General features: G+C 66.5%; 27 protein-coding genes, 1 tRNA gene and 1 pseudogene. 6 read left to right on the top strand and 23 right to left on the bottom strand.

Going from position 1 to position 26,078, the window contains the following annotated elements; translation table 11 throughout:
* The first annotated feature begins 31 nt into the window (after positions 1-31).
* A complete protein-coding gene (locus F620_RS0112460; protein ID WP_019022242.1) occupies positions 32-523 on the top strand; it encodes an Lrp/AsnC family transcriptional regulator in 492 nt (163 codons plus the stop codon).
* A 12-nt stretch (positions 524-535) separates the two neighbouring features.
* On the opposite strand, the gene F620_RS0112455 is transcribed toward F620_RS0112460, so the two are convergent.
* Positions 536-1,039: a DUF1249 domain-containing protein gene (locus F620_RS0112455; protein ID WP_018871210.1), complete on the bottom strand. Its 504-nt coding sequence runs from the start codon at positions 1,037-1,039 to the stop codon at positions 536-538.
* A 115-nt stretch (positions 1,040-1,154) separates the two neighbouring features.
* On the opposite strand from F620_RS0112455, the gene F620_RS0112450 reads away from it, so the two are divergent.
* Positions 1,155-2,789: an alpha-D-glucose phosphate-specific phosphoglucomutase gene (locus tag F620_RS0112450; protein WP_019570804.1), complete on the top strand. Its 1,635-nt coding sequence runs from the start codon at positions 1,155-1,157 to the stop codon at positions 2,787-2,789.
* Between the two features lie 34 nt (positions 2,790-2,823).
* Here F620_RS0112450 and F620_RS0112445 read toward each other — a convergent pair whose 3' ends face one another.
* The 14 genes from F620_RS0112445 to F620_RS0112380 form a co-directional block, all read right to left on the bottom strand.
* Complete coding sequence (locus tag F620_RS0112445; RefSeq protein WP_019570803.1) at positions 2,824-3,522, bottom strand: hypothetical protein; 699 nt, start codon at positions 3,520-3,522, stop codon at positions 2,824-2,826.
* Positions 3,523-3,576: 54 nt separating this feature from the next.
* A complete protein-coding gene (gene flgL, locus F620_RS0112440; RefSeq protein WP_019570802.1) occupies positions 3,577-4,821 on the bottom strand; it encodes a flagellar hook-associated protein FlgL in 1,245 nt (414 codons plus the stop codon).
* A gap of 66 nt (positions 4,822-4,887) precedes the next feature.
* The gene (gene flgK / locus F620_RS0112435; protein WP_019570801.1) at positions 4,888-6,798 is read right to left on the bottom strand and encodes a flagellar hook-associated protein FlgK; all 1,911 of its coding nucleotides are present in this window, start codon (positions 6,796-6,798) and stop codon (positions 4,888-4,890) included.
* A gap of 59 nt (positions 6,799-6,857) precedes the next feature.
* Positions 6,858-7,934: a flagellar assembly peptidoglycan hydrolase FlgJ gene (gene flgJ, locus F620_RS0112430; RefSeq protein WP_026331459.1), complete on the bottom strand. Its 1,077-nt coding sequence runs from the start codon at positions 7,932-7,934 to the stop codon at positions 6,858-6,860.
* A complete protein-coding gene (locus F620_RS0112425) occupies positions 7,934-9,109 on the bottom strand; it encodes a flagellar basal body P-ring protein FlgI (RefSeq protein ID WP_026331458.1) in 1,176 nt (391 codons plus the stop codon). Before F620_RS0112425 ends, flgJ begins: the two co-directional genes overlap by 1 nt.
* Positions 9,110-9,169: 60 nt before the next feature.
* The gene (flgH, locus tag F620_RS0112420) at positions 9,170-9,871 is read right to left on the bottom strand and encodes a flagellar basal body L-ring protein FlgH (protein ID WP_019570798.1); all 702 of its coding nucleotides are present in this window, start codon (positions 9,869-9,871) and stop codon (positions 9,170-9,172) included.
* 4 nt (positions 9,872-9,875) lie between these two features.
* Entirely contained in the window at positions 9,876-10,664 is a 789-nt protein-coding gene (gene flgG, locus F620_RS0112415; RefSeq protein WP_019022250.1) for a flagellar basal-body rod protein FlgG, read from the bottom strand.
* 43 nt (positions 10,665-10,707) lie between these two features.
* Entirely contained in the window at positions 10,708-11,448 is a 741-nt protein-coding gene (flgF, locus tag F620_RS0112410; RefSeq protein WP_019570797.1) for a flagellar basal-body rod protein FlgF, read from the bottom strand.
* A gap of 35 nt (positions 11,449-11,483) precedes the next feature.
* Positions 11,484-12,698: a flagellar hook protein FlgE gene (gene flgE, locus F620_RS0112405; RefSeq protein WP_019570796.1), complete on the bottom strand. Its 1,215-nt coding sequence runs from the start codon at positions 12,696-12,698 to the stop codon at positions 11,484-11,486.
* A gap of 33 nt (positions 12,699-12,731) precedes the next feature.
* Positions 12,732-13,427: a flagellar hook assembly protein FlgD gene (locus F620_RS0112400; RefSeq protein WP_019570795.1), complete on the bottom strand. Its 696-nt coding sequence runs from the start codon at positions 13,425-13,427 to the stop codon at positions 12,732-12,734.
* Positions 13,428-13,437: 10 nt separating this feature from the next.
* Positions 13,438-13,860: a flagellar basal body rod protein FlgC gene (gene flgC, locus F620_RS0112395; protein ID WP_019570794.1), complete on the bottom strand. Its 423-nt coding sequence runs from the start codon at positions 13,858-13,860 to the stop codon at positions 13,438-13,440.
* A gap of 21 nt (positions 13,861-13,881) precedes the next feature.
* Positions 13,882-14,289, bottom strand: a complete 408-nt coding sequence (gene flgB / locus F620_RS0112390; RefSeq protein ID WP_019570793.1) for a flagellar basal body rod protein FlgB — start codon at positions 14,287-14,289, stop codon at positions 13,882-13,884.
* Positions 14,290-14,476: 187 nt separating this feature from the next.
* The gene (locus F620_RS0112385; RefSeq protein WP_019022256.1) at positions 14,477-15,292 is read right to left on the bottom strand and encodes a protein-glutamate O-methyltransferase CheR; all 816 of its coding nucleotides are present in this window, start codon (positions 15,290-15,292) and stop codon (positions 14,477-14,479) included.
* 195 nt (positions 15,293-15,487) lie between these two features.
* Positions 15,488-16,417 carry a chemotaxis protein gene (locus F620_RS0112380; protein ID WP_019570792.1) on the bottom strand — a complete coding sequence of 310 codons (930 nt, stop codon included), beginning with the start codon at positions 16,415-16,417 and terminating at the stop codon, positions 15,488-15,490.
* A 223-nt stretch (positions 16,418-16,640) separates the two neighbouring features.
* Between F620_RS0112380 and flgA the strand changes: the two genes are divergently transcribed.
* The 4 genes from flgA to F620_RS0112360 all read left to right on the top strand — a co-directional run bounded on the left by flgA (position 16,641) and on the right by F620_RS0112360 (position 19,003).
* Complete coding sequence (gene flgA / locus F620_RS0112375; RefSeq protein ID WP_019022257.1) at positions 16,641-17,309, top strand: flagellar basal body P-ring formation chaperone FlgA; 669 nt, start codon at positions 16,641-16,643, stop codon at positions 17,307-17,309.
* Between the two features lie 92 nt (positions 17,310-17,401).
* Positions 17,402-17,719, top strand: a complete 318-nt coding sequence (flgM, locus tag F620_RS0112370; RefSeq protein WP_019022258.1) for a flagellar biosynthesis anti-sigma factor FlgM — start codon at positions 17,402-17,404, stop codon at positions 17,717-17,719.
* Positions 17,720-17,723: 4 nt separating this feature from the next.
* Entirely contained in the window at positions 17,724-18,206 is a 483-nt protein-coding gene (locus F620_RS0112365) for a flagella synthesis protein FlgN (RefSeq protein WP_019022259.1), read from the top strand.
* An 80-nt stretch (positions 18,207-18,286) separates the two neighbouring features.
* Positions 18,287-19,003: a flagellar brake protein gene (locus F620_RS0112360; protein ID WP_019570791.1), complete on the top strand. Its 717-nt coding sequence runs from the start codon at positions 18,287-18,289 to the stop codon at positions 19,001-19,003.
* Positions 19,004-19,074: 71 nt separating this feature from the next.
* On the opposite strand, the gene F620_RS0112355 is transcribed toward F620_RS0112360, so the two are convergent.
* From F620_RS0112355 to F620_RS0112320, 8 genes and pseudogenes are all read right to left on the bottom strand, one after another.
* A tRNA-Ser gene (locus tag F620_RS0112355) sits at positions 19,075-19,165 on the bottom strand.
* 111 nt (positions 19,166-19,276) lie between these two features.
* On the bottom strand, positions 19,277-19,480 hold the full coding sequence (csrA, locus tag F620_RS0112350) for a carbon storage regulator CsrA (RefSeq protein WP_019022261.1): 204 nt from the start codon (positions 19,478-19,480) through the stop codon (positions 19,277-19,279).
* Between the two features lie 62 nt (positions 19,481-19,542).
* Complete coding sequence (locus F620_RS0112345; protein ID WP_018871231.1) at positions 19,543-20,793, bottom strand: aspartate kinase; 1,251 nt, start codon at positions 20,791-20,793, stop codon at positions 19,543-19,545.
* Positions 20,794-20,884: 91 nt separating this feature from the next.
* Positions 20,885-23,500 carry an alanine--tRNA ligase gene (gene alaS, locus F620_RS0112340; protein WP_019570790.1) on the bottom strand — a complete coding sequence of 872 codons (2,616 nt, stop codon included), beginning with the start codon at positions 23,498-23,500 and terminating at the stop codon, positions 20,885-20,887.
* 169 nt (positions 23,501-23,669) lie between these two features.
* A complete protein-coding gene (locus tag F620_RS0112335; RefSeq protein WP_019570789.1) occupies positions 23,670-24,164 on the bottom strand; it encodes a regulatory protein RecX in 495 nt (164 codons plus the stop codon).
* The gene (recA, locus tag F620_RS0112330) at positions 24,145-25,197 is read right to left on the bottom strand and encodes a recombinase RecA (protein ID WP_019570788.1); all 1,053 of its coding nucleotides are present in this window, start codon (positions 25,195-25,197) and stop codon (positions 24,145-24,147) included. The genes F620_RS0112335 and recA overlap by 20 nt, the downstream gene beginning before the upstream one ends.
* Before the next feature lie 165 nt (positions 25,198-25,362).
* Positions 25,363-25,695: a hypothetical protein gene (locus F620_RS0112325; RefSeq protein ID WP_019570787.1), complete on the bottom strand. Its 333-nt coding sequence runs from the start codon at positions 25,693-25,695 to the stop codon at positions 25,363-25,365.
* A gap of 103 nt (positions 25,696-25,798) precedes the next feature.
* A pseudogene (locus tag F620_RS0112320) lies at positions 25,799-26,078 on the bottom strand (IS256 family transposase); the annotation flags it as partial.

The raw sequence follows: 26,078 nt of genomic DNA, 5'->3' as shown, positions 1-26,078 counted from the left end.
CCGGATGGCCCGTGCGCGCAAGATTCAGCTCATGGAAAACGAACTGCACCGCCTCGATCGCTACGACCGCCGCATCCTCGAGATCCTGCAGGAGGACGCGGGCATCTCCAACCAGGCGCTGGCCGAGCGCGTGGGGCTCAGTCCCTCGCCCTGCCTGCGCCGGGTGCGCGCGCTGGAGAATGCGGGGATCATCCTGCAGCGCGTGGCCCTGCTGGACCGGAGGCGTCTGGGCCTGGAGCTGACCGCGCTGATCCATATCGGCATGGATCGGCACACCCCGGAACGGTTTGCCCATTTCGAGGAAACGGTCGCCACCTACCCCGAGGTGCAGCGCTGCTACCTGATCACCGGCCAGGCCGCCGATTACATGCTGCAGGTGGTGGTCCCGGACATGGATGCCTATCAGGAATTCCTGCTGCGGCGCATCACCCGGCTGGAGGGGGTGGACAGCGTGCACTCCAGCTTCGTGCTGCGCCGGGTGCTGGACCGCACCGCGCTGCCGCTGGACTATTCCCCGGGATGACCCGGGCGGCGCTCAGACCTCCGGGGTCTCGCCACTGACCGGCGCGGCCGGGGCCGCCGAGCCGTCGGCCACGAAGCGATGCCCCTGGCGCAGGCAGTAGCGCAGCCACTTGTACAGGAAGCGGTTGTGCCGCCAGCGACAGCCGAGGCCCGGCTGACCCGCGAGGGTATCGATCATCCGGTCCTCCCCGGTACTGCGGCAGTAGCGCCCCAGCACCTCGGCCTGGCGGGCGTCGTGGAACATGCGCACCCGCACGTCCGGCTGCTCGCGCACCCGGTCGCCTTCGCCGAAGCGGTAGGTCAGGCGCAGCGTAGTGGTATAACGGGTGCGCTCCAGCACCTCCAGATGGAGATCGAGGGCCCCGTCCACGCGCGAGACGGCCCGTCCGCCCACGGCGGCGGGATCGGGACACAGGCGGCGCAACTGCAGATAGTTGTCCTCGTAGAGCTCCATCAACGCGGCGAAGGTCACCGGCCGCGGCTGGAGATACGCGGGGGTACGGCTGTCCAGCAACATGGCGGCGGAGTCTAACAGCCCTGCGCCGGCACCGTCTGGCGACCCGGTGCCCGGGGCGGACACCCCCGGAGGTTTCTGCTAACGTCGGAACAAAGCCAAGGGAGCAGCGGAGCACATGGACATCAGCGTCGTCACCACCCATCCGTTCGAAGACCAGAAGCCCGGCACCTCCGGCCTGCGCAAGCGCGTCACCCGCTTCCGCCAGCCACATTATCTGGAGAACTTCGTCCAGTCCGTGTTCGACAGCCAGCCCGCGCTGGAAGGGGCCGAACTGGTGCTGGGGGGAGACGGACGCTTCCATAACCGCGAGGCGATCCAGACCATTCTGCGCATGGCCGCCGCCAATGGCGTCGGCCGGGTGGTGGTCGGGCGCGGCGGCCTGCTGTCCACACCGGCCGCCAGTCATCTGATCCGCAGCCGCGGCGCCGCCGGGGCTCTGATCCTGTCCGCCTCGCACAACCCGGGCGGGCCGGAGGGTGACTTCGGCATCAAGTTCAACACCGCCGCCGGCGGCCCGGCTCCACCCTCGGTTACCGACGCCATCCACGCCCGCAGCCAGGCGATCACCCACTACCGCATCCTGAAGGAAGCAGTGCACGTGGATCTGGATCACCTGCATGCGACCACCCTGAACGGCATGGACGTGGAAGTGGTCGATCCGGTCGCCGCCTACGCCGAGCTGATGGACAAGCTGTTCGATTTCCACGCCATCCGCGAGCTTCTGGCCGGCGATTTCCGCCTGCGCTTCGATGCCATGCACGCAGTGACCGGCCCGTATGCCGAGGCCCTGCTGGTGGACCGGCTCGGGGCCGCGCCGGAGAGCATCCTGCGCGCGGAGCCGCTGGGCGATTTCGGCGGCGGCCACCCCGACCCCAACCTGACTCACGCACGGCAGCTGCGCGAGGCCATGTTCGGCCGCGACGCCCCGGACTTCGGTGCCGCCTCCGACGGTGACGGGGACCGCAACCTGATCCTCGGGCAGCACTTCTTTGTCACCCCGTCGGACAGCCTCGCCATCATGGCGGCCAACGCCCACCACATCCCGGCCTTCGCCGACGGTCTGCGTGGCGTCGCCCGCAGCATGCCCACCAGCCAGGCGGTGGACACCGTGGCCGAGGTCCTGGGCATCCCCTGCTACGAGACGCCCACCGGGTGGAAGTTCTTCGGCAACCTGCTGGACGACGGGCGCATCCGCCTGTGCGGCGAGGAGAGCTTCGGCACCAGTTCCGACCACGTGCGCGAGAAGGACGGCCTGTGGGCGGTCCTGTTCTGGCTCAACCTGCTGGCCGTGCGCCGGCAGTCGGTCGAGAGCATCGTGCACGAGCACTGGGAGCGTTTCGGCCGGCACTACTACACCCGGCACGACTTTGAGGGGATCCGCAGCGAACACGCCGAGGCGGTGATGGAGCGCGTGCGCGACCGGCTGGCCACCCTGCCGGGGCAATCGCTCGCCGGACAGACGGTCCGGGCCGCCGACGACTTCGCCTACACCGATCCGGTGGACGGCTCGGTGGCCGAGGGCCAGGGGTTGCGGGTGATGTTCGAGAGCGGCGCGCGCATCGTCTTCCGGCTGTCGGGCACCGGCACCGAGGGAGCAACGCTGCGGCTGTACATCGAACAGCATGAAACCACCCCGGAGCGGCTCGACCTGGATCCTCAGGAAGTGCTGCGGCCGCTGATCGACGCCGCCGGCGAACTGGGCGATATCCCCGGGCTGACCGGACGCCGGAGCCCCGACGTGATCACCTGACTCTTCAGGGCCTGATCCGTCCGGGCCGGAAGGGTCAGGGGGCGAGCTGCAGGGTCATCGCCCCCTCGTCGACCTCCACCGACTCGATCCCGGCGCCCAGGCCCCGGAACGGCTCCAGGGCCAGCAGGTCCTCGTCCTTCAGTCCGCCCAGCCAGGCATCCGGCAGCGGGATCCCGGCCACGCTGACCCCGACCAGGCGCGCACGCACGCCTTCGTCTTCGGTGGTCTCGAAATGGACGCCGGAATTGACGTTCAGTGTGCGCCCGCCCAGCAGCGGTACGTCCGCGGGGACATCCACGCGCACGCGCGTGCTGACCTGCCCCGGCGTCAGCCGCACCGACACCCGGTTGGCCAGGTCCGGATCACGGGCGATCAGGGCGTTGAGTTCGCGCTCGGAGAACGCGATGCGCCGGGCAGCCGGCTCTTCTTCATAGAGTTCGGGCACCAGCGGTTCGGTATCGGGATCGTCCAGGTCCACGATGGCCTCGCCGCGATCCGCATCCGGGCGCGGCCGCGCCGGTTCACGCGTACGTTCCAGGGCCTGCAGCTTCTCGTCCAGCGCCTCCTGCTCCACAACATCCAGTTCCACGGACTTCGGCTCGCCGGACTGCAACTGCACCCAGCCCCAGAAGCCCGCCCAGATGATCGCCAGGCCGAGCAGGATCAGAAGATAGCGCGGCGGGCGGCCGGTGGAGCCGGCCACACCCTTGCCGGAGGAATCACGTTGAGCCATGTCAGGGATCTCGAGGAAGGTCCGCCGGCATCATCGGCCCGGGCTCGCGGCGCGTCAAATGAAATCGAACAGCGACAGCCGGCTGGTCTCGCTGTAGGTCTGCTGTGCCGCCTGCAGGGCCACCTGCTGCTGGTTGAAGCGGCTGATCGCCTCGGCATAGTCGAGATCGCGGATCTCCGAAACCGCGGTCTCCAGATCCAGCAGCCGGTCCTCGTTGAGCTCGGTCTGGTCGTCCATGGTCTTCAGCCGTGAGCCCACGTCAGCCCGGATCTCGTTGAAGTTCTCGATGGCGGCGTCCATGTCGCCCAGCGCCGTATTGGTGGCGGTGGCCAGGTTGGCCCGGGCCTCGCGGGTCCCCGTCCCTTCCTCCAGCGCGGCGATGATGTCGTCCAGGGTGGAGAAGATATCCTTGTTTACGGCCGGTCGCGAAACCACTTCGTCGCCGTCGACCGGATCCCCGCTGATCGTCACCGAACGCCCGGCGAAATCGATGGATTCACCCGGCACGAACGGCTGATCTTCCAGGAGGTCCCCGTCCCGGCCCTCGATGGCGTCGTCGTTCTCGTCCAGCACGCTGTAGGTCATGTCACCATCGCCATTCTCCGTGAACTCGATGGTGTATTCCTCGCGGTCCAGTTCGCGTACGTCGTACACCTCGGCCTTGTCGACGATCAGCAGACTGTCCGCCTCCCGGTTGGTTACATCGGCCGTGGTGCGACCATCGTTCTCCGGGATATTCATGAACACGTCGGCGCCGGTATCGCCGACGGGAACCGTGCGGGTCGGCGAGATCTCGACCTCACGCACGCTGCCGGTGCCCTCGGCACCCTCATAGCGGACCGTCCCCTCGCCATCCTGCTTGAACGGCTGCTCCAGCGAATTGGTCCCGGCAAAGATGTACTCGCCGTTGGGATCGCGGGTATTGGCGATCTCGAACAGTTCGTCGCGCAGCTGGCGCAGCTCGTTCGCCTGGTAGCGCCGGGTCTCGTCGGTCTGGCTGTCGTTGTTGCCGGCGATGACCAGCTCGCGCGCCCGCTGCAGGGCATCGGTTCCCGACTGCATCAGGGATTCCTGCTGCTGCAGCCGCGGCTGGGAATTGTCGATGTTGCGCTGGTACTGCTCGGTGGCCTTGATGATGCGTTCGAACTGGTTGGTCTGGGTCGCCCCGCTCGGATCATCGGAGGGCGTCAGGATGCGCTCCCCCGAGCCCAGCTGCAGCGACGTGCGGTTGAGTTCCGCCTGATTGCGCTGGATCTGGTCGATTCCGGTCTGGAAGATCTGGGTCGTCGATACACGCATCGTTTCATCTCCGGATGCCGTGGCATCCCGTTCGCTTCTTGTCATTGCCGCCCGCGTGCGGGGGCATCAGCCACGCACCGCGCCCAGCAGGCTGTCGAACAGGCTGTTGCCGATCTGGATCACCTGCGCCGACGCCTGATAGGCCTGCTGATAGCGCAACAGGTCCGCCGCCTCCTCGTCCAGGTTCACGCCGGACACCGCCTCGCGCTGCTCCCGCGCCTGATCGAGCTGGGCACTGGCCGATTCCTCCGCCACCTGCGCCTGACGGGTCTGCGTGCCGACGCTGGCGATCAGGCTGTTATAGGCGTCGCCGAAATTGCGCCGCCCCTCGACGATGTCCTCCTCGGCCAGCGCGTTCATCGCCTGCATGTTGCGGTTGTCACCCTCGCGGTTCTCGTTGGTGAACACCTGGAACGTATCGCCATCTTCCGGGGGTCCGCGGACCTCCATCTCCCAGCCGTCGCCGCTGACCCGGTAGACGCCATCATCCACCTCTTCCGTATCAATGGTGCCGCCGTCCCCTCGCTCGAAGTCGGTACCGTTGAAACTCACCTCGAGACCGTCGATGCTGCCGTCGAACGCCTCGGAATCCGGATCCGTAGCCGCGATCGAGGTCACCGTGGCATCACCCTGATTCCCCTCACCCTCGCGGGCCCGCAGGGCCGACGCGGCGGCGAGCTCGTCGCCGTCCTGCATCAGGACTTCCATCTGGCTGGCGCCGCTGCGGGTCGGCTGGATCAGCCACTCCCCCGTGACGTCATCGTTTTCGAGATCGCCGATGTCGATGACCATGCCATCCACGCGGATCTCGTTATCAACGTCGTCGATTTCGTAATCATCTTCATCAATGACCCGATTGTCCGGCAGCCGACGCAGCTCGTAATCTCCGTTGTCGTCACGCCGCAGGCGGTAGTCATTGGTGGTCAGAGCCCCGGCGTCCGCGATGCTCACCTCGGGGTTGCTCTCCGGCTTCGGATCCCCGGCTCCCCAGACCCGCGGCTCGCCCAGGCCGAAGATCGCCTCGCCCTGCTCGCCGTTGAGGTCCAGCCCGCGCCGGTTCTGTTCGTTGAAGCTCTCGCCCACCGCATGCGCGATCTGGCCCAGCGTGTTCTGCGCCTCGTCCAGCATGCCGCCGCGCATCTCCAGCAGGCCGCCGAGCTCGCCACCCCGGATGAAGCGCGAGATGCTCGCGGTGCCATCGCCGCTGGCAACGCCGATGTCGAGGCGTTCCGGATCACCGGACAGCGGTTCGGCGCGCAGTTCGCGCGCATCGCCCCCCAGCACCAGCGCCTGGCCATTGCCGACAAACACGTTCAGTGCCCCGTCATCCTGCTCCACGGTGCGCACGTCGACCTTTTCCGCGAGGTCGTTGATCAGCCGGTCGCGTTGATCCAGCAGGTCGTTGGGGGTGCCCTGGGTCGAACCCGAGACGATCGCACGGTTCACGTCGGCCAGGGCATCGGCCAGGTCGTTGACCTCCTGCACCCCGGTTTCGATCTGGCCGTTGACGATCTGGCGCTGTTCCTGCAGGCGGCTGTCGATGGAACCCAGTCGCTCCACCAGCGATTCGGCCTCGGTGCGGAATACCTCGCGCGCGGAACTGGAAGTCGGATCGCTGCTGACATCCTGGGCCGCATCAAAGAAGCTCTGCAGCACCGGCTGCAGCCCCGAGGCCTCGTCCGCCAGCAGGTTGTCGATCCGGTTGGCGATCTGCACCCGCGTCTCGGCATTCGCGTTCTCCGAGGTCGCATCCCGCAGCTGGTTGTTCACGAACTGGTCGGAGATCCGGCGGATGTTGTCGACCTCGACGCCCTGCCCCTGGAAGTTGCCGCCCAGGAACTGGGGCGGCCGGTTCGCCAGGGAGGTCGACTGCCGGGAGTAGCCTTCGGTGGAGGCATTGGCGATGTTGTTGCTGGTGGTGCTGATCGCCCGCTGATAGGCGAGCAGCCCCGACGTCCCGATGTTGAGGGAACTCATGACGCCATCCTCCGTGGCCGCTGGGAACCCTGTTGTACGCGATCCGTGTTATGCATGCTTCACCCCTCGACCGGGTTATCGGCCGCGCCGGCCGAGACTTGAGCATGGACCGGCTCGCGGGCCTGCGCCACCCGGTCACGCAGATCCAGGATCTTTTCCGCATAGCGCGGATCGGTGGCATAACCCGCGGCCTGCAGCTCGCGCACGTAGGTCGCGTCGTCGCCTGCCTGCAGGGCCCGCTCGTAGCGCGGATTGCTGCGGATGAAGTCGACGTAGTCCGCGAACGAGCGTTCCGGATCGTCATAGGCGCGGAAACGAGCCTGTTCGCGTTGCGCCACACCGTCGCGGTACTCCAGGGTACCCACCGAGACCGCCTCCCCGCTCCACGAACGATCGGCCTTGATGCCGAACAGGTTGAAGCTGGGCTCGCCGTCCGTACGGCTGGGCACATGCTGCCCCCAGCCGGTTTCCAGCGCGCTCTGCGCCAGCAGCACCGATGCATCCACACCCAGCTCGGCCGCGGCCCGTTCAGCCGCCGGCCCGAGCTTTTCCAGGAATTCGTCCGGATTGCGCGGCGGCCAGTCGACCCGGGGGCCGCCCGCAGCCTCCGGCATCGACCGCGGCGCGTCGCCCGCCCCGGCCTGTTCCGCCGTCGCGCCCGGGCCTGCCCCATCCACCGCATTCGCCGCATTCGCAGGCGCCGCGGGCCGTTCCCCGTCCTCGCGCGGCCGCATGGGGGTCAGGCTCTCGTTGCGCCGTGGCGCCTCGAGGTTCTGCTGGCGTTCCGGATCGTGCAGGACCTCGGGATCGGTGGGTGCATTGCGCTCCATGTCACGGATCAACGCCTCGCGCAGCCCGAGACCTTCACCCTGACTGACCGAGCGCGCGACCTCCTGGTCGAACATCTCCTGATACATTTCGGTCTGTTCGTTCTCGAAGATCCCGTCGCCCAGCGAAGCCTCGCGCATCTGCTTGAGCATCTGGCCGACCAGCATCGCCTCGAACTCGCGTGCCACCGCCTCCATGCCCTCGCGCCCCCCGCCGCGCGCGGCTCGCGAAAGCTCGTGCAGCCCCGACGGATCGGACGCCATCGCCGACTGCGCCTGCATCCGGCTTTCTCCGCTCGGCCCGATCATCAGATCACCACCAGCTCCGCCCGCAGCGAGCCTGCCTCGCGCAGGGCCTGCAGGATGGCCACCAAGTCGCTGGGTGCCGCGCCGACGTTGTTCACCGCACGCACGATCTCGTCCAGCGAGGTCCCCGCGTCAAACAGGAACATCGGGTTGTTCTCCTCCTCGATCGCGATGTCGGTCTCCGGCTGGATCGCGGTCTCGCCCGGGGCCAGCGGCAGCGGCTGCACCACTTCCGGCGATTCGGTAATGGTCACCGTGAGGCTGCCGTGCGACACCGCGGCCGGCGATACCTGCACGCTGGAACCGATCACCACGGTGCCGGTGCGCGAGTTGACGATCACCCGGGCCGGGGCCTCGCCGCGCTCCACCGGCAGGTTTTCCAGTTCCGCGACGAAGCTGACCCGCTGACTGGGGTCCGACGGCGCCCGAACCTGCACCGACGAACCGTCCAGCGCCCTAGCGGTACCCGGCCCGAAGGTCTCGTTGACCGTCTCCGTCAGGCGCGTGGCCGTGGTGAAATCGGGCCGGTTGAGATCCAGGGTCACGGTGTCGCCGGAGGCGAACGCGGTCGGCACCTCACGTTCCACCGTGGCCCCGTTGGGGATGCGCCCGACACTCGGTACGTTGACCGTGATGCTCGACCCGTCGCCGCCCTCGGCATCGAAGCCGCCGACGATCAGGTTGCCCTGGGCGATGCCGTAGGTCTCGCCATCGGCCCCCTTCAGCGGGGTCATCAGCAGGGTGCCCCCGCGCAGCGAATCGGCATTGCCCATGGACGACACCGTTACGTCGATCTCCTGGCCCGGCTTGGCGAATGGCGGGAGGTCCGCGGTCACCATCACCGACGCGGCATTCTGCAGCTGCGGGTTGGCCCCCTCGTCCGGGGTCAGACCGAGCTGGGTCAGCATGTTGTTGAGGCTCTGCACCGTGAACGGGGTCTGGGTCGTCTGGTCACCGGTGCCGTCCAGCCCCACCACCAGGCCGTAGCCAATCAGCTGGTTCTGGCGCACGCCCGACACACTGGCCAGGTCCTTCACCCGCTCGACGATGCCCGAACCGCCGTGGTTCGGCTGCTGTGCCATGGCCTGCTGCTGGATCGCGGTCTGCGCGGCCGCACCCTGCAGCCCGAGGGCCACCAGGAAACCGGCGGAGCCCGCCAGCCACGCGACCTGACGCATCCGTTCGCGGATCCCCTCACGAAACCCGTTGCGCGTTTGTGCGTTCATGTCCACCTCGTCCTAAAAGGGCCACAGCGGGCTGTTGAAGAAACGGGTGATCCACCCGGGGGTGTTGCTGTCGGCAATGAAGCCGCTGCCGCCATAGGAAATCCGGGCGTCGGCCACCTGTCCCGACAGCACCGTGTTGTCGGCATTGACGTCCTGCGGCCGCACGATCCCGCGCAGCCGCACGTATTCCTCGCCCTGATTGATACCCAGCCATTTCTCGCCCTGAATCACCAGGTTGCCGTTGGGCAGGACCTCGGCCACGGTGACCGTAATCTCCCCCTCCAGCTGGTTGCTCTGGCTCGAATCGCCGCCGCCGTCGAAGCCGCGCGAGCTGTTGTTGCTCACCCCGAACAGCGGCCGCCCGCCACGGGTCGCCTCGCCGCCAAAGGCTTCCAGGGTCCCCAGATTCAGGTCCGAGTCCTTGTTGGTGCTGGTGGACGACGACTTCTGCGCGTCGGTGCTCTCCGCCAGGACCACGGTCAGGATGTCGCCCACCCGGGCGGCCTTGGGGTCGGTAAACAGCCCGTGCGAATGCGAAGCCTGGTAGATGCTGCCATTGTTCTGTGCCTGCGGGACCGGTTCCGGCGGCTGCACGGCGTGATATTCGGGCGCATCCCCGGCCTCGGTGTCGTGCGGCATGCTGGCGCAGCCGCCGAGCAGGACCAGGGCCAGCGGAGCCAGCCAGCGGATGAGGGACAGCGTCGCGCGGTTCATGCGATCACCCGATGGTCTGGTTGATGAACTGCAGCGACTGGTCGGCGCTGGAGATGGCCTTGGAGTTGACCTCGTAGGCCCGCTGGGTCTCGATCATGTTCACCAGCTCCTCGGCGATATTCACGTTGGAGGTCTCCAGCGAGCCCTGGATCACCGTGCCCACGCCGTTGAGCCCGGGGTTGGCCTGCTGCGCCACGCCGGAAGCCGCGGTCTCCTTGAAGATGTTCTCGCCCACCGCCTCCAGGCCCGCGGGGTTCACGAAGTCCGCCAGCTGGATCTGCCCCAGGTCCACCGGTTCGGCCTGCCCCGTAATGCGCGCGGTCACGGTGCCGTCCTTGCCGATGTCGATCGACTCGGCATCATCCGGCACGAACAGGCCCGGCTGCAGCGGATAGCCGTTGGACATCACCACCTGGCCGTCGGAATTCACCTGGAAGCTGCCATCGCGGGTGTAGCCGATGTCGCCGTTGGGCATCAGCACCTGGAAGAAACCGTCCCCCTCGATGGCGACATCCAGCGAGTTCTCGGTCTGCTGCAGGTTGCCCTGTTCGAACATCTTCTCGGTGCTGACCGTGCGCACGCCGGTGCCGATCTGCAGGCCCGAGGGCAGCTGCTGGTCCTGGGTGGCCTGAGCGCCCGGCTGGCGCACGGTCTGGTAAATCAGATCCTCGAACACCGCCCGGTCCTTCTTGAAGCCGGTGGTGCTCGAGTTGGCCAGGTTGTTGGCCACGGTCGACATGCGCGTGTCCTGCGCGTCGAGTCCGGTCTTGGCGATCCACAGTGCCTGGTTCATGGCGTTTCTCCTGTCAGTCGGGGCCGCGTCGGGATCATCCCGGTCAGCCCATGCCGAGCAGCCGGTTGCTGCTCTGTTCCAGCGTGTTGGCGGTGTCCATCATCTTGATCTGGGTCTCGAAGGTTCGCGACAGCTCGATCATCCGCGTCAGCGCCTCGACGGTGTTCACGTTGCTGCTCTCGAGCGTGCCGGATACCAGCGTCACGTCCGCGTCCGCCGCGGCCTCTTCACCGTCCGGCAGACGGAACAGTCCGTCCTCGCCCCGTTCGAGATCCTCGACATCGGGATTGACCAGCCGGATGCGCTCCACCGCCGCGAGGGCATCCGCCGGGGCACCCTGGGGCCGGACGCTGATGGTCCCGTCGGTGCCGATCTCCACCTTCTCCGCCGGCGGAATCGCGATCGGCCCGCCGTCACCCATCACCTGCATCCCGTCCGCGGTGCGCAGCAGACCGAAGCCATCCACCTGCAGGTTGCCGGCGCGGGTGTAGCCTTCCTGCCCGTCCGGCCCCTGCACGGCGATGAAGCCCTCACCCTGGATGGCCACGTCCAGATCGCGCCCCGTACTGCGCAGCGTCCCGTGAGAGAAGTCGGCCGCCTCGTTCCCCACCTGTACGTAGTCGCGCGTGTCGTAGACCGGGCCGCGCACCGGGACGGTGTCCGCGGTGGCCAGCGCCTGCCGGAAGCCGTCGGTATTGGCGTTCGCCAGGTTGTGATTGTTGACGGCCTGGGCGTGCTCGACCTCCCGGGCCCCCGACATCGCGATGTAGAGAAAACGATCCATGGTTCGGCCTCCCGCAGGATGCTCCGGTTACCGCCCTAGCGGATGTTGATGATGGTCTGGGTCACGGTGTCGGCCGTGGAGATCGTCTGGGAATTGGCCTGGAAGTTGCGCTGAGCGGTGATCAGGTTCACCAGCTCCTGTGCGATATCCACGTTGGAGGCCTCGAGGGCCCCGGCCTGCAGCAATCCCGTACCGGCCGCTCCCGGGGCATTGACCGTCGGCCCGCCGGAAGCAAAGGTCTCCGCCCAGTTGTTGTTGCCGAGCTGCTCCAGGCCCTGGGGATTGTCGAAGTTCGCCAGCACCACCTGGCCCAGTACGTCCGACTGGCCGTTGCTGTAACGCGCGAACACCACCCCTTCGTTATCGATGTCGATGTCGGTCAGCGTGCCGGGGGCATAGCCGTCCTGGCTCAGGTCGCTGACGCCGAAATCGGTGCCGTACTGGGTCGTGCCGGCAAAGTCGATCTCGATCTCGGTGCCGTCATCAAATGCATCACCGGGATCGAAGGTGAACGTCACATCGTCATCCACCAGCTCGCCGTTGCTGTCGAACTCCATCTCCAGCGGGCCGGCCACCTCCTCACCGTTGACCGCGACATGGGCCTCCCATTCGTTGTCAGCGGTCTTGGTGAAGAACGCCTCGGCGTCCTGGGCCTCGCCCTGGCCGTTGTAAACCGTCAGCGAGGTGGAAAAGTTGTAGCTGTCCGGATTTTCAATATCGAACTGTCCCGCACCGATCACCTCGGCATCCGACCGCAGATTCAGCTGGGCGTCGATCTCCTCGGTCCGCCGCGGCGCGCCCTCGCCCGTGTCCAGCCGCAGATCGCCGGGGGTACCGCCGAGATCCGCCGGCTCCGCATCGCCGTCCTCGGCGATATAGCCTTGCAGGTTCTGGCCCTGGCTGTTAACGATGAAGCCGTCGCGATCGACCTGGAATTCTCCGGCGCGGCTGTACACCGTGTTGCCACGGTCATTGAGCTGGAAGAACCCCTCTCCGTCGATCGCCAGATCCAGTCCGTTTTCGGTGAATTCCGTCTGACCCTGGGTAAACTGCTGGGTCACCGCCAGCAGGCGCGAACCCGCGCCTACGGTCGTCTGGTTGGTGCCGCCGAACGACTGGGCGTAGACATCCCCGAACTCCGCGCGCGACTGCTTGAACCCCGTGGTCCCGGCGTTGGAGACATTATTGCCGGTCACGTCCAGGTCGGCCTGGGCCGAGTTCAGTCCGCTCAATCCGATGTTGAAGGGCATGTTACGTTCCTCCGGTTGTCTTTGTGTCGGACGTCAGCCGGAAATCCGGCGTACGTCCGAAAAATCGATCTCGCCCACGCCTTGCACATTCAGTGCCAGGCCGTTTTTCTCCCCGCCCATGGAGACGCTGTCCACGCGCTGGTTAAGAAAGGTCTCCAGCGATTCGGTGCGCTCCCCGCTGCGCGCGGTCGCCCGTACCTCGTAGACCCCGGCCGGCGCGCGCTGGCCGTTGTCGGTCAGGCCATCCCACTGGAAGTCCTGCAGCCCGGCGCCCATCGCGCCGAGATTCATGCGCCGCACGCGCTCGCCGGCCCCGTTCATGATCTCGACCTCCACCGACTCGGCCGAGGCCCCCAGTTCGAACGCGCCGCTCATGCCGCCCTCGGGGCCCAGCTGGCCGAACTCCACCGGCACCAGCACGTCCTTGCCAACCAGATTTGCGCCCTGCACCGCCTGGTTCTGTCCCATCGACTGGGCGAAGCCCTCGAACGACTCGTTCAGCTGCTGGATCCCGGTGACGCTCGAGAACTGCGCCATCTGCGCGATGAAGTCCCCGTTTTCCATCGGCTCGAACGGGTCCTGGTTCTGCAGCTGGGTCGTCATCAGCTTGAGGAAATCCTCCTGTCCCAGCTGATCCGGCCCGCCTTCCTTCTCCTGACGGTCTCGCTGGGCCTGGCGGTCAGTGCGAATCCCCGCCCCTTCCAGCATGTCGGGTGTCAGTCCGTTCATTTCCGGTCTCCTAGCCTTGTCCGCCCATCTGCAGCGTGCGCATCATCAACTGGCGGGTGGTGTCCATGACTTCGACGTTGGCTTCGTAATTGCGCGAGGCCGACATCATGTTGGCCATCTCCTCGACCACGCTGACCGCCGGGCGAAAGATGTAGCCATCGTCGTTTGCCTTCGGGTGATGGGGCTCGTAATGCATCTGCGGCTCGGCATCCGACTCCTCGATCCCGGCCACCCGCACCGGCGTCGCGGTACCGTCGCGGCTGGCCTGGTCCATCGCTGCCTGGAACAGCACGTGTTTCCCGCGATAGGCCTCCTCGGCGCTGCCGGCCGCCGTGTTGGCGTTCGCCAGGTTCGAAGACACCGTATTCAGCCGCGCCGACTGTGCCGTCAGCGCCGAAGCCGAGGTATTGAACAGATTGAACAGATCACTCACGGCAGTGGCCTCCCGTCAGGTTCAGCGATTGCCCCGGAAGGCATCGCGAATGCCGGAAACCCGGCGATTGAGAAATTCGAGGCTGCTCTGGTACTTGACCGAGTTCTCGGCGAACGCCGCCCGCTCCATCTGCGGATCCACGGTGTTGCCGTCCAGAGACGGCTGCGAGGGGATGCGGTACTTGAGCTCGGCCCCGGTGCCCGCGGCGGCCGTCCCCGGATCCTGATGACCGGCCCGGGTCTTGCTGAGCTGCAGCTGGCCACCACCCCCCGAAGCCGCCTCCAGCTGGCTGCGAAAATCCAGGTCCCGCGCCTTGTAGCCGGGGGTGTCGGCATTGGCGATGTTCGAGCTCAGAACCTCCATGCGCTGCGACCGCAGGTTCACCGACTCCGGCAGAATCCCGAGTGCCTTGTCCAGCGATATGCTCATCCCGTTCCGTCCGGCCCGCGCATGGCGGGCATCCGTTGCCTGACCACGACGATGCAATCGCCGTGCCATTGGCTGCCGGCAAAAGGGGAAAAGGATTGGGAGGGACGCCGGCGCGCGGTCGGCCACGCGGCGAATCACCGCGTCGGAAACGACCGCCGGGCCCGTTGCAGGCCCGGCGTGGAGGGGTTCAGCCCTTCAGCCGCAGGACCGAGCCGTACTCGGTGCGCACGGTTTCGTACGCCTTGCTGTAGGGCCCGACCGTCTCGGAAGCGCCAAGAAACAGATAGCCACCGGGGTTGAGCTGCTTCGCAATACCGTCAAGGACCTGACGCTTGGTCTCGGCGGAGAAATAGATCAGGACGTTACGGCAGAACACGATGTCGAACTTGCCCAGCGCCGCGTAGCTGTCGACCAGATTGAGTTTCTGGAACCGGCAGCGGCGCTGCACCTCAGGGATGATCTTGTGCCCCTCGGGCACGGTCTGGAAGAACCGGGACCGCCGCGACTCGCTCAGCCCGCGCACGATGCTCAGACCGTCATAGACTCCCTTGCGGGCGTCTTCCAGCACGCCCTCGGACAGGTCCGTGCCGAGAATGCTGACGGGAACCACCCGGCGCGGGCGCGAGGCCTCCCATTCCGAGACCACCATCGAGATGCTGTAGGGCTCCTGGCCACTGGAACACCCGGCCGACCAGACCTTGATCGACGACCGAGTGGACGCCAGCTCCGGGAGGATCACGTGGCGCAGGATCTCGAACGGAAAACCGTCGCGAAACCAGGAGGTTTCGTTGGTGGTCATCGCGTCGATGACGCGCGTGCGCAGCTTCGGACTGGGCGCCTTGCGCAGGGCGTGCAGCAGTTCCGGCACGTCCTTGTAGCCGAATTCATCCAGCAGGCGGGACAGCCGGCTGGACACCAGGTACTGGCGGCTGTCCCCCAGCACCAGGCCACAGCACTCGGAGAGAAAGCGCGCGAATTCTTCGTAGTCACGGGAATCGATCACGCACACATCTCCGCCTTGACGCGTGCCGGGCCCGTCCGCCGTCCGCTGGTTGTTCGGTTCGATGATTCCATGCTGCCACAGTATAGGGCTTCAGGGCGGTCTTGCGGGAGCCCGCGACACGCAAAGGGGCGGCAAGTGCCGACCGCCCGCCTCCGCCGGGCCGGCAACCCCTCGCCCCCGGTAACCACCGACATCTCAGGCGGTCTTGTTGATCTGTTCCAGGACCGCACTGGCCAGTTCGTCCGGGTTGAACTTGGAGAGGAACGCATCCGCACCGGCCCGACGCACCATGTCGGTATTGAATTCGCCGCTGAGCGAGGAATGCAGCAGCACCCGCAGCGGCCGCAGGCGCTCGTTCTCGCGGATCTTTGCCGTCAGGGTGTAACCATCCATGCGCGGCATTTCGATATCCGAGATCACCAGCTCGACCGTGTCGTGGATCGGACCCTCGGCGGCTTTCTCCTCCAGGTAATCCAGGGCTTCACGCCCGTCCTTGCACAGCACGTAGGGCCACTCGAGCCCCTGGATGGCGCTTTCGATCTGGCGGCGAGCCACCACCGAGTCGTCGGCGATGACGATTTCCCGACGCTCGGGTGTCTGCTCGGCCACCGCGGAACGCACGCTTTCCGACACCTCGGTGGGCAACGGATTGACCAGCGACAGCACGCGCTCCACGTCGATGATCTCCACCAGCTTGTTGTCGAGTTCAGTGACCGCCACCAGAAACGACTCGCGCCCGGTGCCGCGCGGGGGCGACTTCACCTGGTCCCAGTTGACGTTCACGATGCGATCCACCGCCGACACCATGAAGCCCTGCACCGAGCGATTGAACTCCGTCACCACGACCTTCTGCTGGCCGTCCGCCCCGGCCCGCGTCGACTGCATGCCCATCGCCCGCGCCAGATCGATGATCGGCACGGTCTTGTCGCGCAGGGTGGTGACGCCCCGCACCACCCCGGCGGACCCGGGAATCTGGCGCAACTGCGGCAGCGGAATCACCTCGCGCACCTTGAACACGTTGATCCCGAAGGTCTGCGTGCCGCCCAGATAGAACAGCAGCAGCTCCATCCGGTTCTGCCCGACCATCTGCGTGCGCTGGTTCACGTCGTCAATAAACTGACTCACGGTTCTCGCCCCCTGGGTTGTTCTCCCTGCTAACGGCCGCGCCGGCGGGAGCTTGAACCACGCATCGGACGCGCAGGACAGGCGCCGGATGCCATGGCACAGAATCTGCATGTATTCCGTGACGAAGACACAGGGTCAACGGTGACCGGACATGCACCTTTTCAAGTTACAGGCTTTGCTCCCGTACCGCAGCCCGGGCCGCAGCGGGGGTGCGCTTCTTCTGATGCTCGCGCTCCTCGCCCCGACCGCGCAAGCGGAGATCGAGCCGGTGCAGAACATTCGTGACAGCGCGGAACGGTTCCTGCACCAGCAGCTTGGGGACCACAACGGCGACGATGTGGAGGTGCAACTCGGTCATGTCGACGACCGCCTGCGCCTCAAGCGCTGCGAAGAACCCCTGGAGGCCTCGCTGCCGCCCGGCGGCCGCCCGAGGGGCAATACTGCGGTCAACATCCGCTGTCCCGGGCCGGTGACCTGGTCGGTGTACGTTCCGGCCACCGTGGAACGCCACGCCGAGGTGGTGGTGGCCCGCCGCAACCTGTCGCGCCAGCAGACCCTGGGGCCGGGCGATCTGCGCATGGAGCGCATCGAGACGTCGCGCCAGGCCAGCCATTATTTCGAGGACGCATCCGAGGTGGTCGGTCTGCAGACCCGCCGCGCGATTCGCCAGGGCCAGGTCATCGGCCAGCAGCACGTTAATGAACGTCAGGTGATCCAGCGCGGCCAGCGCGTTACCATCCTCGCCAGCAGCGGCAGCGTCACTATCCGCATGCAGGGCGAAGCCCTGGAGGACGCCACGGCCGGCGACTGGATCCGCGTGCGCAACACCTCCTCCGGACGCGAGATCGAGGGCGAGGTCCAGCCATCGGGCACGGTTCGCGTCGCCCTGTAGTAAAATGTGACGGAAATCCCGCAACCGACCCTACAGTTTCGGGCATTCCGGCCGATACACGAGGCAGACCAGTCAAACGACAGGACAAAGTCATGGATATCAAAGGCCCCAACATCAATGGCCTGCGCCCCGACAGCCAGAACGGCGGGGTCCGCGGCCGTGACGACGACGCCCGCACCGGCAGCAACGGGGTGGACCGCGCCGGCAACGGCGGGGCCGCCAGCGGTGACGCCGTCACCCTGACCGGTGCCGCCCAGGCCATGAACGGCAGCGGCGAAGCCAGCGAGGCCGCGCCGTTCAACGAGGCGAAGGTGGCCGAGATCCGCGAGGCGATCGCTCAGGGGAACTACCCGATCGACAACGAGGAACTGGCCGATCGCATGATGGAAATCGAAGGCCTGCTGCGGTGATCCGGTGGTGACCGACGAAACCGGAATCCGTCCTTCCCTGGAGGAATCCATCCGTCTCGGACAACGGCTGGAGGATATCCTGCTGGAGGAAACCCGGGCCATCGAGTCACGGGAGCCGGAGCGGCTGCAGGCCGCGGTCCAGCGCAAGCAGGAACTGCTGCAGGCACTGGAAACCGAAACCCGCAAACAGCAGCAATGGATCGAAGCTCGCGGTGCCGAGTTCACCCCGGAAGGGGTAGCGCGGCTGTTCGCGCGTCTGGAGGGAGGGGAGCACCTCAACGACCGCTGGCAGGCGCTGCGGGCGACGATCGAACGCTGCAACGAACTCAACCAGGGCAACGCCCGGCTGATCGAACGCAACCAGCGCCGGGTGCAGATGTCCATGCAGATCCTGCGTGGCGAAGACAACGGACCGGCCACGACCTACGACCCCTACGGCAAGGCCCGTCATCGCCGTACCACCGGCCAGACCATCACCCGCGCCTGAGCCCGAGTTGGGCCGGAAAGGCGTGAACTCCGTCACAGGGTGTATGATGCGCGAACCCACTTCGGACGCGACGTGCCCTCATGGATGACAACGACTATACCGTCGACACCCCGGAACGCATCGGCCAGATACTGCGCGACCTGGACCACGGCCTGACGCTGGTCAGTATCCGCCTGGAAGAAAGCGGCCCGCTGCACACCTCGGCGCTGATCCGTCTGGATGCCGACGCACGACGTCTCTACCTCGACCAGCTGCAACCCCCTTCCCTCCACCAGCGGATCCGGCCCGGCCAGCCCCTGCGCGTCTTCGCGACCCTGCGCGGCGTGGCCGTGCGGTTTACCACCGAGGTCCGCCAGATCGTGAGCGAATCGCCGGGAGACCTCTACGAGTGTCCGTATCCCGCCGAACTGCAATACCTGCAGCGTCGCGAGACCTTCCGCGTTCATATCCCCCTGAGCAACCGCCCGACCCTGCAGATCCAGGGCGAGATGCACGAAGAACCGATCGAGGGATCGGTGGTGGACCTTTCAGCCGAAGGCATGTGCGTGGAACTGCCGAATGAAGTGCTGCAGGAGATCCCCTATGGCAGCCGCCTGGAATTCACCAACCTGCTGCTCCCGGACGTGCAGGAAAGGGTCTCCGGCGCCGTCAAACTGGCCAACTCGCGCCCTTCCACTCGCGAAGGCCATTCGTATGCTGGCTGCGCGATCATCGAGATGTCGGCCCGCCTGGAACGTGCCATCAACGTCGCCCTGCTGTTCTATCAGCGTGAGGAACGCCGCCGCGCGATGAACTGACCGACCCCGGCTTGCGTGCCCACAAAAAAGGCCCGCACGAGCATCACTTGCCGTGCGGGCCTTTTGCGTTCTGGCGGAGAGTGAGGGATTCGAACCCTCGATGGGCTTTTGACCCATACTCCCTTAGCAGGGGAGCGCCTTCAACCACTCGGCCAACTCTCCGTGACTGCGGTGCAGAGGATACGGATTCACGCTGCGGAATGAAAGCCCGCGCGGCCCCGAATTGATGATTTTAACTTCATTCGGGCCACGCGGAGATCGCAGCGTCGGACGTCACTCGTTCCCGCGATTGTCGCCGGAGCCGTGTTCCGAATCTTCGTCCTGAATCCGCTGAAAGATCTCTTCGCGATGAACCGCCACGTCCGGGGGCGCATTGATGCCGATCCGGACCTGGTTGCCCTTCACACCCAGAACGGTGACGGAGACGTCATCGCCGATCATGAGGGTCTCCCCCACCCGACGCGTCAGTATGAGCATGCTTTTCTCCACAGTACCTGTGTCGGACGAGGTCGGTCGCCCGGAATCCGTTGATTGAGTCGTCACCCCTGCTCCTTTGGTAGACCGGCTGGCTCCTCTTCGAGTTCAAAGGCATCGTGCAGCGCACGCACCGCCAGTTCGAGGTATTTTTCGTCCACGACCACCGAGATCTTGATCTCCGACGTCGAGATCATCCGGATGTTGATGTTTTCCCGCGACAGGGCCTCGAACATCCGGCTGGCAATACCCGCATGCGACCGCATGCCGACACCCACGACCGAGATCTTGACGATGTGGACATCGCCCGAGACCTCGCGGGCGCCCAGTTCGTCCGCTGCCCCCTGCAGCAGTTCCAGCGCCTTCTCGTAGTCGTTGCGATGCACGGTGAAGGTGAAATCGGTCGTGCGGCCGTCCTCGCCGACGTTCTGCACGATCATGTCCACCTCGATGTTGGCATCCGCCACCGGCCCGAGGATGCGATGCGCGACCCCGGGCTGATCCGGCACGCCGCCCACCGTCAGCTGCGCCTCGTTCTGATTGAACGCGATTCCCGCGACCAGCGCCTGTTCCACCGCTGCATCCTCCTCCGTGGTGATGAGTGTCCCGGGTCCCTCGCCAAACGACGAAAGGACACGTAAGGGGACGTTATACTTGCCCGCAAATTCCACTGCTCGGATCTGTAGCACCTTCGAACCGAGGCTCGCCATCTCCAGCATCTCCTCGAAGGTCACTCGTTCGAGGCGCCGGGCCTGGGGCACCAGTCGCGGATCGGTGGTGTACACCCCGTCCACGTCGGTATAGATGCGACATTCATCGGCTTTCAGGGCCGCGGCCAGCGCGACGGCGGTGGTGTCGGAGCCGCCACGCCCCAGGGTCGTGATCGCCCCGTCCTCGTCCACGCCCTGGAAGCCGGCCACGACCACGATGCGCCCGGCCTCCAGATCGTCACGCACGCGGGCATCGTCGATACTGCGGATCCGCGCCTTGTTGTAGGCGCTGTCGGTGCGGATGGTCACCTGAGCACCGGTATAGGAGCGCGCCGGGCAACCCTTGGCCTCCAGTGCCATCGCCAGCAGGGCGATGGTGACCTGCTCCCCGGTGGACAGCAGGACATCCAGCTCGCGCCCGTCGACCCGCGGGTTGAGCTCGTTGGCCAGCCCCAGCAGGCGATCGGTCTCGCCGCTCATCGCGGACACCACGATCACCAGCTGATGGCCCTCCTCGCGCAGATGCAGCGCGCGTTCGGCCACCGCCCGGATGCGTTCGGTCGTCCCGACCGAGGTGCCGCCAAATTTCAGTACCAGCAACGCCATTGCAGAATCCCTGTCCGGCCCGAAGGCGGCGCATTAAACACGAAATCGGGATGCATCCAAAGCAAACCCGCCCTTCCAATCCGGAATTTGGTCAGCCCAGCAATTCGCGAACAGTGTCCTCCACCGAGGCCAGCGCCGCCTCGAGTTTCTCGGGGCTCTGCCCGCCGGCCATGGCCATGTCCGGCCGGCCACCGCCCTTGCCGTCGACCTGAGCGGCCACGCGCCCGACCACATCGCCGGCGCGGATCCGGCCGGTTTCCTCCTTGGTGACCCCGGCGACCAGCGAGACCTTGCCTTCCTCGGTGGCGGTGCCCAGCACCACCACGGCACGGCCGAGCTTCTGCTTGAGCTGATCGACCATGTCGCGCAGGGCCTTGGGCTCCACGCCCTCCACCGGGGCCGCCAGAACCTTGAGCCCGTCGACCTCCACCGCACGGCTGGAGAGGTCGTCACCGGCCTGGCTGGCGAGCTTGCCCTTCAGGCGCTCGATCTCCTTCTCCAGCTCGCGATTGCGCTCCTGCAGCTGGCGCACCTTGTCCGGGGCGTCGGCGCGACCGGCCCGCAGGCGGTCCGCCACCGCATCCAGATACCCCAGCTGCTGATCCATCCAGCGCAGGGCCACCTCGCCGGCCACCGCCTCGACGCGCCGGATCCCGGCGGCGACCCCGCCTTCGACCGTAATCCGGAACGGCCCGATGTCGCCGGTGCGCTCCACGTGGGTGCCGCCGCACAGCTCCACCGAGGAACCGATCTTCAGCACCCGCACCTCGTCACCGTATTTTTCGCCGAACAGGGCCACGGCACCCGACTCCATGGCCGAGTCGATGTCCATGATGCGAGTGTCGGTGGCCTCGTTCGCCAGGATCTCGGCGTTGACCTGATCCTCGATCGATTTCAGCTGCTTGGCCGTCAGCGGCTCCATGTGGGTGAAGTCGAACCGCAGGCGCTCGGAGTCCACCAGCGAGCCCTTTTGTTGCACGTGATCGCCCAGCTGGTCGCGCAGGGCCTTGTGCAGCAGATGGGTTGCCGAATGATGGCGCTTGATGGCCTCGCGCCGCGGCCCCTCCACCGAGCCGGACAGGCTCTGACCGACCTCCAGGGTGCCGGCGCGGACCTGGCCCACGTGCAGATGCGCCGCGGCCTGCTTGCGGGTGTCCTGCACCTGGAAACGCACGCCGGAGCCCGACAGGGTACCGATGTCGCCCACCTGGCCGCCGGACTCGGCGTAGAACGGCGTGCGGTCAAGCACCACGATGCCCTCTTCGCCGACCTCCAGGCGGTCCACGGCCTCGCCCTCGCGGAACAGCGCCAGCACGTGGCCGTCGCCCTCCAGGTATTCATAGCCGCAGAACTCGGTCGTGTGGTCCTCCAGCCCCGGCAGGTTGCCGGTATCCATGCTGAAGCGGGAGGCGGCGCGCGCCCGCTCGCGCTGCTTTTCCATCTCCGCCTCGAAACCGGCCATGTCCAGTTCCAGGCCGCGTTCGCGCGCGATGTCGCCGGTCAGGTCCACCGGGAAGCCGTAGGTGTCATAGAGCAGGAAGATGGTCTCGCCCGGGATCACCCGCCCCTCGAGATCCTTCAGATCCTCCTCGAGGATCTTCATGCCGTGGTCGAGGGTTTCGAGGAACTTGCGCTCCTCCTTCTCCAGGACCTTCTCCACCTGCTCGCCGGCCTTGACCAGCTCGGGATAGGCCTCGCCCATGGTGTCGATCAGCGGGCGCACCAGGCGGTAGAGGAACGCATCCTCGGAGCCGATCTGGAAGCCATGACGCGCCGCCCGGCGGATGATGCGCCGCAGCACATAGCCGCGCCCCTCGTTGGAGGGCAGCACGCCGTCCGTAATCAGGAACGCGATCGACCGGATATGGTCGGCGATCACGCGCAGCGAGGCGGAATCGGCTTCCTGCGCGCCGGTCACCCGCCGCGCCGCGGCGATGAGATCCTGGAACAGGTCGATCTCATAGTTGGAATGCACGCCCTGCAGCACCGCCGACAGACGCTCCAGGCCCATGCCGGTATCCACCGACGGGCTGGGCAGCGGATTCAGCGTGCCGTCCGCATCGCGGTCGTACTGCATGAACACCAGGTTCCAGACCTCGATGTAGCGATCGCCATCTTCATCCGGCGAACCGGGCGGTCCGCCCGCCACTTCCGGACCGTGGTCATAGAAGATCTCGGTGCAGGGACCGCAGGGCCCGGTGTCGCCCATCTGCCAGAAGTTGTCCGAGCCACCGTCCGGATCGTCGCCGATGCGAATGATGCGTTCGGCCGGGACCTTGATCTCGTTGGCCCAGACGTTGTAGGCGTCGTCATCGGTCTCGTAGACCGTGACCCACAGCCGCTCGGGGGGCAGGCCCAGCACGTCGGTAAGGAAATCCCAGGCGTAGTGGATCGCATCGCGCTTGAAGTAGTCGCCAAAGGAGAAGTTGCCCAGCATCTCGAAAAACGTGTGGTGCCGGGCGGTGTAGCCCACGTTCTCCAGGTCGTTGTGCTTGCCGCCGGCGCGCACGCAGCGCTGGCTGGTCGCCGCGCGGCTGTACGGGCGCTTCTCGCGGCCGAGGAACACATCCTTGAACTGGACCATCCCCGCGTTGGTGAACAGCAGGGTGGGATCGTTGGCAGGCACCAACGGGCTGGACGGCACCACGGTATGGTCGTGCTGCGCAAAGAAATCGAGGAAACTCCGGCGTATTTCGGCGCTCTTCATGCGTGTCCGGTCGGCTATGGGGTCAAAAGCGGAATCGTATCACGCTCGCCCCGGACCCGCGTATTGCCGCCCGCGGCCTCGGGCCATGCTGCAGGAGGCCAGCCCCCTGGCCGATTCGACGTCAATAATGACCCATCGGCCAGGGGGCTGGCCTCCTGCGTCCTGCGTCCTATGGGGCCTCGTCCTTCCAGGCAGCCAGCGCCCGGTGGGCGACATCGCCGGGGAAGCCGCGACCGGCCAGGTGGCGCAGCATGCGCGCTTCGTCCTCGCGGGCCTCGGGGGGTTGGCGGAAATGGCGTTCGAGCTGGCCGCGGGCCTGTTCGACCCAGTCGACCTCCAGCGCCTCGACAGCGAGGCTCACGGTGTCGCCATCGATCCCGTTGTGCGCGAGCTCGGCGCGGATGCGCTGTTCGCCGTACCCCTGGTCGACCCGGTGGCGCGCCATGGACTCGGCGTAACGGGTCTCGTTGAGGTAATCCAGTTCGCGCGCACGCTCCAGTGCGGCATCCACCGCGTCCCGCTCGAAGCCGCGCTCCGCCAGCTTGCGCGCGAGCTCCAGTGCCGCGTGTTCGCGCCGCACCAGGAGCTTGAGCCCGGCCTCCAGGGCCGCCTCGGGATCGGCCGGGTCGACCGGCGCCCCGCCCTTACGACGGGCTTTCGGCATCCTCGACCGCGGCCTCGGCGTCGTCGTCCGCCCCCTTGCCGCCGGCCGACGGCAGATAACGCTCGCGCAGGTTGCGTTCGATCTCGTCGGCCTTGTCCGGGTTGTCCTTCAGAAACTGGCGGGCGTTCTCCTTGCCCTGGCCGATACGTTCGCCGTTGTAGCTGTACCAGGCCCCGGACTTGTCGACCAGGCCTTCCTTCACGCCCATCTCGATCAGCTCGCCCACGCGCGAAATCCCCTCGCCGTACAGGATCTCGAAATGCGCCTCCTTGAACGGCGGCGCCATCTTGTTCTTCACCACCTTCACGCGGGTCTCGTTGCCGATCACCTCGTCGCCCTTCTTGATCGCGCCGATGCGGCGGATATCCATGCGCACGGAGGAATAGAACTTGAGCGCATTGCCGCCGGTGGTGGTCTCGGGGCTGCCGAACATCACGCCGATCTTCATGCGGATCTGGTTGATGAAGATCACCAGCGTGTTGGAACGCTTGATGTTCGCGGTCAGCTTGCGCAGCGCCTGCGACATCAGCCGCGCCTGCAGGCCGACGTGGGAGTCGCCCATCTCGCCCTCGATCTCCGCCTTGGGCGTCAGCGCCGCCACCGAGTCGACAATCACCACGTCCACCGCGCCGGAGCGCACCAGCATGTCGGCGATCTCCAGCGCCTGCTCGCCGGTGTCCGGCTGCGAGACCAGCAGATCGTCCACGTTCACGCCCAGCTTCTCGGCGTAGGTCGGGTCCAGCGCATGCTCGGCGTCCACAAACGCGGCGGTACCGCCGGCCTTCTGCGCCTCGGCCACCACCTGCAGGGTCAGGGTCGTCTTGCCCGAGGATTCCGGACCGTAGATCTCGACCACGCGCCCGCGCGGCACGCCGCCGATGCCCAGCGCCACGTCCAGCGCCAGCGAACCGGTGGAGATCGAGGGCACGTCCACCGCCTGGCGGTCCCCCATGCGCATCACGGCACCCTTGCCGAACTGTTTCTCGATCTGACCCAGCGCGGCCGTCAGGGCCTTCTTGCGATTCTCGTCCACGGTTTGCCTCCGGAATGGATAATGCTCGGGCGGTTGGATGCGGGAGTATCCCACAGGCAGGGGGTGGACCCAAAGACACCCGGACTCGATCCCGGGCCCCCAACCGGTCGACACCCCCGAATGTGCGCAGCCCGTATCGACACAGGCTTCGCACGGGCGTCGTAGTCAGCCGCGGGGCTTTCCTAATGCAGCGCCTTCGCTACGGCCGGTCATCGCTTCCAGTTGCTCCGTCAACCGGACGTCGATGGCCTCCAGCTCGACGCGCAGGGACTTCAGGGCGTCCTCGTCGCCGCCGGATCGCTCCAGCTCCGCCAACCCGTTGGCGACGTCGTCCCGCTCCTTCATGGCCGCATGGGTCGCGTCTACTTGGCGGCTTTGCGCCTCCCATTCGGCCTGCTCGACCTCGGCACGCCGGAGCAGACGGTGCCGTTGCCACACCCACAGCACTACCAGCAGCGCCAACACGCCGCCGATCAACATGTGGATATTGATGTTCATCGACGCTCCTCCCCGATATCCATATCACGCAACCTCTTCCATTACAGGGTCTTTCTACCGCAGCCGAGTTATGGTCAAGTCTGGTGTATGAGCGATCGCTGGTTCAGGCGGCGCTCCGGTCGGTGATGGAGGATGCCTCGTCGTTGGTCGGTTCGGTCTGCTCGACGCCGTCGATGAACGTGACCCCGCGCTCGAGCTTGTCGAGCCATTCGTAACCCCGGAGCCGACGCCAGCGCTTCTGCGCGCTCTGACCGAGCTTGAACGTCAGGCTCAGGACGGTGTTGCGGGTCACGCAGCCCCGGGTCTTGTCGGTGCGCAGCCGCACGGTGGCGAAGGTCGATTCGATCGGATTGGTGGTCCGGATCGACTGCCAGTGCGGGGCC

Source organism: Thioalkalivibrio sp. ALE11 (assembly GCF_000381205.1).
GTDB lineage: Bacteria > Pseudomonadota > Gammaproteobacteria > Ectothiorhodospirales > Ectothiorhodospiraceae > Thioalkalivibrio.
The sequence above is the reverse complement of the archived record's forward strand: the minus strand, read 5'-3'. Positions and strand labels throughout refer to the sequence as shown.

Coding starts and splice junctions, on each gene's coding strand:
- flgJ (WP_026331459.1), bottom strand. CDS start 7,934: ATGATCGGGCCGAGCGGAGAAAGCCGGATGCAGGCGCAGTCGGCGATG.
- F620_RS0112460 (WP_019022242.1), top strand. CDS start 32: ATGGAAAACGAACTGCACCGCCTCGATCGCTACGACCGCCGCATCCTC.
- F620_RS0112425 (WP_026331458.1), bottom strand. CDS start 9,109: ATGCGTCAGGTCGCGTGGCTGGCGGGCTCCGCCGGTTTCCTGGTGGCC.
- F620_RS0112400 (WP_019570795.1), bottom strand. CDS start 13,427: ATGAACGGACTGACACCCGACATGCTGGAAGGGGCGGGGATTCGCACT.
- flgB (WP_019570793.1), bottom strand. CDS start 14,289: ATGAGCATATCGCTGGACAAGGCACTCGGGATTCTGCCGGAGTCGGTG.
- F620_RS0112360 (WP_019570791.1), top strand. CDS start 18,287: ATGGATGACAACGACTATACCGTCGACACCCCGGAACGCATCGGCCAG.
- F620_RS0112455 (WP_018871210.1), bottom strand. CDS start 1,039: ATGTTGCTGGACAGCCGTACCCCCGCGTATCTCCAGCCGCGGCCGGTG.
- flgE (WP_019570796.1), bottom strand. CDS start 12,698: ATGCCCTTCAACATCGGATTGAGCGGACTGAACTCGGCCCAGGCCGAC.
- csrA (WP_019022261.1), bottom strand. CDS start 19,480: ATGCTCATACTGACGCGTCGGGTGGGGGAGACCCTCATGATCGGCGAT.
- F620_RS0112345 (WP_018871231.1), bottom strand. CDS start 20,793: ATGGCGTTGCTGGTACTGAAATTTGGCGGCACCTCGGTCGGGACGACC.
- flgH (WP_019570798.1), bottom strand. CDS start 9,871: ATGAACCGCGCGACGCTGTCCCTCATCCGCTGGCTGGCTCCGCTGGCC.
- flgL (WP_019570802.1), bottom strand. CDS start 4,821: ATGCGTGTATCGACGACCCAGATCTTCCAGACCGGAATCGACCAGATC.
- flgA (WP_019022257.1), top strand. CDS start 16,641: ATGCTCGCGCTCCTCGCCCCGACCGCGCAAGCGGAGATCGAGCCGGTG.
- F620_RS0112325 (WP_019570787.1), bottom strand. CDS start 25,695: ATGAACATCAATATCCACATGTTGATCGGCGGCGTGTTGGCGCTGCTG.
- F620_RS0112445 (WP_019570803.1), bottom strand. CDS start 3,522: ATGGCTCAACGTGATTCCTCCGGCAAGGGTGTGGCCGGCTCCACCGGC.
- flgK (WP_019570801.1), bottom strand. CDS start 6,798: ATGAGTTCCCTCAACATCGGGACGTCGGGGCTGCTCGCCTATCAGCGG.
- flgF (WP_019570797.1), bottom strand. CDS start 11,448: ATGGATCGTTTTCTCTACATCGCGATGTCGGGGGCCCGGGAGGTCGAG.
- alaS (WP_019570790.1), bottom strand. CDS start 23,500: ATGAAGAGCGCCGAAATACGCCGGAGTTTCCTCGATTTCTTTGCGCAG.
- flgM (WP_019022258.1), top strand. CDS start 17,402: ATGGATATCAAAGGCCCCAACATCAATGGCCTGCGCCCCGACAGCCAG.
- F620_RS0112450 (WP_019570804.1), top strand. CDS start 1,155: ATGGACATCAGCGTCGTCACCACCCATCCGTTCGAAGACCAGAAGCCC.
- F620_RS0112335 (WP_019570789.1), bottom strand. CDS start 24,164: ATGCCGAAAGCCCGTCGTAAGGGCGGGGCGCCGGTCGACCCGGCCGAT.
- flgG (WP_019022250.1), bottom strand. CDS start 10,664: ATGAACCAGGCACTGTGGATCGCCAAGACCGGACTCGACGCGCAGGAC.